The following is a 6,328-nucleotide window of genomic DNA, read 5'->3' on the forward strand; positions in this document are numbered from 1 at the left end:
TCGGCCTCGAGGTCCGCGCAGTGACGGCGCAGGTCCTCGAGATCGTCCGGACGGCCCACCACGACGTGACGGCGCTGCGCGTTGCGGATGGAGACGGTCGGCCGCAGTGCGGGGTCGACCGCGGAGAAGACCTCGTCGACGAGGGCGCGCAGTCGCGCGCCGTCGATGCCCGACACGCCGACCATGGGGCTGGCCTCGCCACGGCGGAACAGGCCCGTGCGGCGACCGATCAGGGTGGCGGCGGCGCCGATGAGCTCGGCCATCGCCAGGAGGCGGTCGTCGATCGACCCGAAGGTCTCGACCGATTCCACGGCGAGGATGCCCTGGGAGTGTCCGACCACGGCGGCGGGGGCGGTGTCGTTGACGTCGAAGCCCTCGGCGGCGAGCGCGCGGACGGCGCCCACCTGGGTGAGCAGGACGGCCGGCAGGGAGACCGCGGCGGAGGAGAGCGACGCCTCGTCGGGGAGGTCACCGTGGTCCTCGTCCTCGCCGGTGGTGGTGTTGGCCCACTCGATGGGGCGGAAGCCGTGGGGGCGGACCACCGCGATCTCGTCGTGGACCGGCTCGGTGAGGGCGACGGAGGAGTCGACGAGGTCCTGCAGTTCGGGACCGATCCCGGTGCCGTCGATGAGGTCGCTCAACGCGTCGCGCCACGCGATCCCCTGTCCCCCGAAGGCGAGGGCGTAGGCGGTGCCCTCACGCAGGTCGTCCGCGAGCGCGCGGGCCTGGCGGCGGGCCGCGTGTCCGGTCTCGAGCGGGCGGGGTGTGAGGTCGCGGTCGTCGATCGTCACGTGTGGAACTCCTTGGCAACTTCGTCTGGGACATCTCCACGCCGAGACCAGTTGCTGGTCCGACGCAGGGCACAGACTGCCACAGGAAGTTGAGGGGGCCCTCAGCTTGAGGGGGTACGGCCGTCCGTTCGGGGGTTACCCGAGGGGGCCGACGCGTGAGCCCGATCACAATACGGAGCTGATGGTTCCCTCATATACACAGGTGAGGGGCACCTCAGGTTTCGGGGTACCCATGTTACCGAATCGTTATCTCGTTCTCAGGGGTGATCCGCCCGACGACGGCGTGTCGCCGTCGCCTCCCACACCCCGGCACAGCCGTCAGGCGCCGCACCGGAGAACGGCCATCATCTCGGCGTCGAGACCGTCGGTGGGGCACAGGTCGACGGCCAGACGGCGCGGCCCGGACGACCACTCGACGTGGGCCGTCCGGACCTCGTCGCCCACGGCGATCGTGACCAGTCCGCCGATCCCCGGTTGCTCGTCGGGCGCCAGGCCCCCTCGTCCGACCGTCTCGACGGCGGTCACCTCGGCGACCGTCGCCGGACCCGGAGCGGGGATCAGACGCACCTGCACCCTGGTGCCGTCGAACGCGCCGACCCAGGCCGCCAGCATCCCCGTCCCGTCCGCGCGCAGGTCGAGGGTGTACCCGTGAGCGAACCACGACCCGGTCTCGCGGACCACCTCGGCGGGAGAGGGCACGGGGGCTGCCGACGTCGGGGTGGCGACGAGGGTGGACACCCCCGCCATCGACGCCACGAGCGCGGCCGCGGCCAGCGCGCGTCCCGCCCTCCGTCTCACCTGCATTGTCCTCATGAAGTCACTGTAGTCCCGCCAGTAACACGATCAGGTGCCACGAATGCGTCGAAATGGTCACCAAAACCCCAACCCGCCGACTAGATGTTGGGAGTTGTGGGGACCACACCTATCGTCGTTCCGTCACACCCGGCGGATCCGCCGCCCGATCGCCCGACAAGGAGCCGACCATGACCAGCCCGCCCACCCAAGGTGGGGTGACACCGAGAGAGACATTCTCCCGTCGCTCCGTCTTCGTCTTCGCCGCAATCGGCTCCGCCGTCGGCCTCGGCAACATCTGGCGTTTCCCCTTCGTCGCGTACGACAACGGTGGCGGCGCCTTCCTGCTCCCCTACCTCGTGGCACTGCTCACCGCGGGTCTCCCGCTGCTGTTCTTCGACTACGCCATCGGGCACCGCTTCCGCGGTTCCGCCCCCCTGAGCTTCCGACGGATGAACCGCTTCGCCGAGCCGATCGGCTGGATCCAGGTCCTGGTGTCCTTCGTCATCGCGGTCTACTACGCGGTGATCATCGCCTGGGCGGCCTGCTACGCGTGGTTCTCCGTCGACGAACGCTGGGGGCAGACGTACGAGGAGTCGGCCACGTTCTTCGCCGAGGACTTCCTCCGCGCCGGCAGCGGGTTCGGGATCGACTTCGTCCCGGGCATCGCGCTCGTCCTGGTGGTCGTGTGGATCGTCACGCTCGGGGTCCTGCTCGCGGGCGTCCAGAACGGCATCGGCCGGACCGCGCTGCTCTTCGTCCCGCTCCTGGTGGCACTCTTCGCCGCCCTCGTCGTACGTTCGCTCTTCCTCGACGGCGCGATGGACGGCCTCAACAACTTCTTCACCCCGGACTGGGGCGTGCTCACCGAGCCGAGCGTGTGGATCGCGGCCTACGGTCAGATCTTCTTCTCCCTCTCGGTCGGCTTCGGCATCATGCTCACCTACTCGTCCTACCTCAAGCGCAAGTCCAACCTCACGAGCTCCGGCCTGGTCGTGGGCTTCTCCAACTCCGCCTTCGAGGTCCTCGCGGGCATCGGCGTGTTCGCCACGCTCGGCTTCCTCGTCTCCACGTCGGCGGGCGCGGGCTGGGAGGACGTCGGCGGCGGTCCGGGTCTGGCGTTCATCGCCTTCCCGGCTCTGATCTCGCAGATGCCCGGCGGCCCCATCTGGGGCGTGGTCTTCTTCATCTGCCTCATCCTGGCCGGCATCACCTCGCTCATCTCCATCGTCCAGGTGGTCATCTCGTCCTTCCAGGACAAGATGGGCAGCAGCCGCACCGTCTCGGTGCTGGCCGTGGGCATCCCGATGGCGGTCGCCTCGATCCTGCTCATGCCCACCGAGACCGGGCTGCAGAACCTCGATGTGATGGACAAGTTCGTCAACAGCCTCGGCATCGTCGGCATCACCCTCATCGCCCTCATCGTGGTGATCTTCGTGATGCGGCTGGCCCCCACACTGCGCGACCACCTCAACTCGGTGTCCTCGTGGAAGGTCGGCACGTTCTGGATCGTCTGCCTGGCGGTCATCACGCCGATCGTCCTTGGATACGCCCTGATCCGCGAGATCATGTCCCTCGTCTCCGAGCCCTACGAGGGATACGACGCCGCCATCCTGGGCGTCTGGGGCTGGGGCATGATCGGGACCATCCTCGTCCTGTCGATCGTCCTGTCGGCCCTGCCCTGGCGGGGGGCCCGCCAGCTCGACGGGCCGCCGAGCGTCGACGACGACCCGAGCGACTACAGCTACGAGGAGGGACTCACCCGTCCCGACGAGAACCCGGCTCCCACCCACACGCCCAAGGAGGCCTGAGCCATGGACGCTCCCGCGATCATCATGATGGTGCTGTTCCTGCTCGTGATCTGGGGCGGACTCGTCGCCAGCATCGTGCACTACGTCGGTCACCCCGACGACCCGGAGGGGGCCACAGCCCGTCCCGCGCGCGAACTCTGAGCTCGCGCCGCACGACCTGATCGCCGGCCCCGGCGTCCGCACACCACAGCGGCGCCGGGGCCGGGGTCGTCGAGGCGACCGGACCCGTGACCTCTTCGTGTTCCGAACAGCCCTTCCGGGCACGTCTGATCTGCTATTTTCGCACGATCGACCGACCGGGACCCGCGATGACTCCTCCTCCTCGACCTCCGAACCGACCCCTGTGGCTCGTCCTCGCCGCGGTCGCGGCAGCGATCGCCGTGGCCGGTCTCGTGACGGGCGTGGTCCTGCCCCGCGGCCCGGTCACCACAGTCCACTCCGTGACGATGCTGCTCGTCTGCCTCGGACTCGGCGCCGCGGCAGGCGCTTTCTCCGCCACCCGCTGGGTCACGCTCGTGGCACCGGTCGCCTTCCTGACCGCCTTCGAACTGGCACGGATCCCGGCGCAGGGGCCCACTGTCGACGCGGTCTACCTCGGCAGCATCTACGGGGCGATGGCACTGGTGGTCGGGCGGGGCTTCGACCTGCTGGTGATGGGTCTCCCCCTGGCGGTCGGCGCCCTGTGGGGGGCCGCGGCCGGCCGTCGGCGACGCGCCGTCACCGGGCCCCGGCGGTCGGTGGCGAGCCGGCGACTCCGCGCACTCGGAGCGGTCCTGGTGACCCTGCCCGTGGTCGTCCTCGCCGTCGCCCTGCTCCGCCCGGCGTCGACCGCCCCGATCACCGGACCCGACGGACGCGAACTACCGACCAGTGTGGCCGAGCTGATCACCCTCCCGGTCGGCGGTCACGAGCAGGCGGTGATGCTCCGGGGCCACGACCGCGACGCCCCTGTGCTGCTGTTCCTGGAGGGCGGGCCCGGCGGCACCGCAATCGGGGCGATGAGGGCGTCCGGAGAGCCCCTGGAGGAGGACTTCGTTCTGGCCGTGTGGGATCAGCGCGGGACCGGCAAGTCCCTGTCCGCGCTGGAACCGACGGACACACTGACTGTCGAGCAGATGATCTCCGACACGCTCGAGGTCACCGACCACCTGCGGGAGCGGTTCGGGCAGGAGCGCATCTATCTGGTGGGCAGTTCCTGGGGCTCCACCCTGGGAGTGCTCGCCGCGCAGCGCGCACCAGAGAAGTACCACGCGTTCATCGGCACCGGGCAGATGGTCGACCAGCAGGAGACCGACCGCAGGATGTACGCCGAGACCCTGGACTGGGCCGAGCGGGCCGGCCAGGACGACTTCGCCCGGCGCCTGCGGGACAACGGCCCACCCCCCTACGAGGACATGCTGGCCTACCCGGACGCCCTGTCCACCAATCCCGAGTACCGGGAGTTCCCGCACGGACAGGACTACGACCCGGCGTCGGCGTACCCCGCCAGCCTGTTGGCCCCGGAGTACACCCTCACCGAACAGATCCGCGGCATGGGCGGGATCATCGACACCTTCTCGGTCCTCTACCCGCAACTGCAGGACATCGACTTCCGCCGGGACGTCCCCCGGTTGGACGTCCCGGTGTTCGTGGTGCTCGGCGAGTTCGAGTCCCCGGGCCGCTCCGACCTCGCCCGGGAGTGGTTCGAGGTGCTGGACGCCCCGGTCAAGGAGTTGGTGGTCTTCCCCCAATCCGGACACACCCCGCATCTGGACGAGCCGTCGCGATTCCACGACTTCATGACCGGTGTCGTCCTCGCGGGGTCCGCCGCGGGACGCTGACGGTCAAGTGGCCGGGTCCGTCCCCACCGCGGCAGTAGCCTGGTGACCATGGAGACCGAGGGCCGCGACGCCACCACCACAGAACCCACCGGCAGCGCACCCGTCGAGGTGCGCCACCTGATCCAGCAATGGAAGCGCCTCGACGAGCTCCTCGCGGGACTGAAGAGAGACGACTGGGCCGCACCCACGGCCCTCCCCGGATGGACCGTCCGCGACGTGGTGGCGCACATCGCCGGAACGGAGCACCTGCTCTCGGGCGAACCGGTACCGGACGTCGACCTCCCGCCCTCGGCAGACGAGTACGTCCGCAACCCCATCGGGGAGCTCAACGAGAAGTTCGTGCAGGAGGCCCGTCCGCTGGCGGTCGAGGACGCGTTCGCGGACTTCCGGGAGGCGGTGGCCGAGCGCACGGGACAGCTCGCCGAGATGACCCCGCAGCAGTTCGAGGCCGAGTCCGACTCCCCCGTCGGTCGCGTCCCGTTCCGTCGCTTCATGGGCGTGCGCGTCTTCGACTGCTGGATCCACGAGGACGACATCCGCCACGCCCTCGGCATGCAACACCACCTCGGCAGCGGCCCGGGGCGGTTCGCCCTCGACGAGATCGTGCGCTCCCTCCCCCGGACCGTGGGCAAGAAGGCCGGCGCCCCGGACGGCGCCCGCGTCCGGTTCCGGGTCACGGGTGAGTCCGACACCGATCTCCCGATGGCCGTCGACGTGATGGTCGCCGGCCGGGCGGGACTCGTGGACGTCGACGACTCCGCGCGGACCACGGTCGAGCTGGTGTTCGACACCCCGACCTTCGTCCGTGCGGCGACCGGCAGGATCACCGCCGAACCCGGCAACGGCGTGGAGATCAGTGGCGACGAGGACCTGGGCAGGAAGATCCTCGGGTCGATGGCCTTCACCATCTGACAGGCCCGTGGCGACTCCGACGGGGCCGGTGCCGAATCGGGCAGAGCCGTTGCCCGCGGCCGTTGCGCACATCGTGGTGATGGGGGTGTCCGGGGCCGGTAAGTCGACCGTCGCCCGCGCGATCGCCGAGCGGACGGGTGCCCTGTTCCTCGACGCCGACGACCTGCATCCCCCCGCCAACCGCCGGAAGCTGGGCGCCGGC

The 6,328-nt window shown here is 70.0% G+C and carries 7 protein-coding genes; 5 read left to right on the forward strand and 2 right to left on the reverse strand.

Going from position 1 to position 6,328, the window contains the following annotated elements:
• Positions 1–791: ACP S-malonyltransferase (locus tag G6018_RS09430; protein WP_182639469.1), on the reverse strand; the 791-nt coding region annotated here is incomplete at its 3' end.
• 318 nt (positions 792–1,109) lie between these two features.
• Entirely contained in the window at positions 1,110–1,604 is a 495-nt protein-coding gene (locus tag G6018_RS09435) for a hypothetical protein (RefSeq protein ID WP_241731224.1), read from the reverse strand.
• A 170-nt stretch (positions 1,605–1,774) separates the two neighbouring features.
• Here G6018_RS09435 and G6018_RS09440 point away from each other — a divergent pair, with 170 nt between their 5' ends.
• The 5 genes from G6018_RS09440 to G6018_RS09460 all read left to right on the forward strand — a co-directional run.
• Positions 1,775–3,394 carry a sodium-dependent transporter gene (locus G6018_RS09440; RefSeq protein ID WP_182616459.1) on the forward strand — a complete coding sequence of 540 codons (1,620 nt, stop codon included), beginning with the start codon at positions 1,775–1,777 and terminating at the stop codon, positions 3,392–3,394.
• A 3-nt stretch (positions 3,395–3,397) separates the two neighbouring features.
• Positions 3,398–3,535: a methionine/alanine import family NSS transporter small subunit gene (locus G6018_RS09445; protein WP_179524862.1), complete on the forward strand. Its 138-nt coding sequence runs from the start codon at positions 3,398–3,400 to the stop codon at positions 3,533–3,535.
• Between the two features lie 167 nt (positions 3,536–3,702).
• Positions 3,703–5,214 (forward strand): alpha/beta hydrolase, encoded by a 1,512-nt coding sequence (locus tag G6018_RS09450; protein ID WP_182639470.1) that lies wholly within the window; start codon positions 3,703–3,705, stop codon positions 5,212–5,214.
• A gap of 48 nt (positions 5,215–5,262) precedes the next feature.
• Positions 5,263–6,126 (forward strand): maleylpyruvate isomerase family mycothiol-dependent enzyme, encoded by an 864-nt coding sequence (locus G6018_RS09455; protein WP_179524860.1) that lies wholly within the window; start codon positions 5,263–5,265, stop codon positions 6,124–6,126.
• Between the two features lie 79 nt (positions 6,127–6,205).
• Positions 6,206–6,328 (forward strand): shikimate kinase (locus G6018_RS09460; protein ID WP_182639472.1); only part of this gene is annotated, 123 nt, incomplete at its 3' end.

The sequence above is a fragment of the Dietzia sp. DQ11-44 genome, assembly GCF_014145205.1.
GTDB lineage: Bacteria > Actinomycetota > Actinomycetes > Mycobacteriales > Mycobacteriaceae > Dietzia > Dietzia natronolimnaea.

Bases quoted from the DNA above. Each gene is read 5' to 3' on its own strand.
- G6018_RS09435 (WP_241731224.1), bottom strand. From the start codon at position 1,604: ATGAGGACAATGCAGGTGAGACGGAGGGCGGGACGCGCGCTGGCCGCG.
- G6018_RS09450 (WP_182639470.1), top strand. From the start codon at position 3,703: ATGACTCCTCCTCCTCGACCTCCGAACCGACCCCTGTGGCTCGTCCTC.
- G6018_RS09440 (WP_182616459.1), top strand. From the start codon at position 1,775: ATGACCAGCCCGCCCACCCAAGGTGGGGTGACACCGAGAGAGACATTC.
- G6018_RS09455 (WP_179524860.1), top strand. From the start codon at position 5,263: ATGGAGACCGAGGGCCGCGACGCCACCACCACAGAACCCACCGGCAGC.
- G6018_RS09445 (WP_179524862.1), top strand. From the start codon at position 3,398: ATGGACGCTCCCGCGATCATCATGATGGTGCTGTTCCTGCTCGTGATC.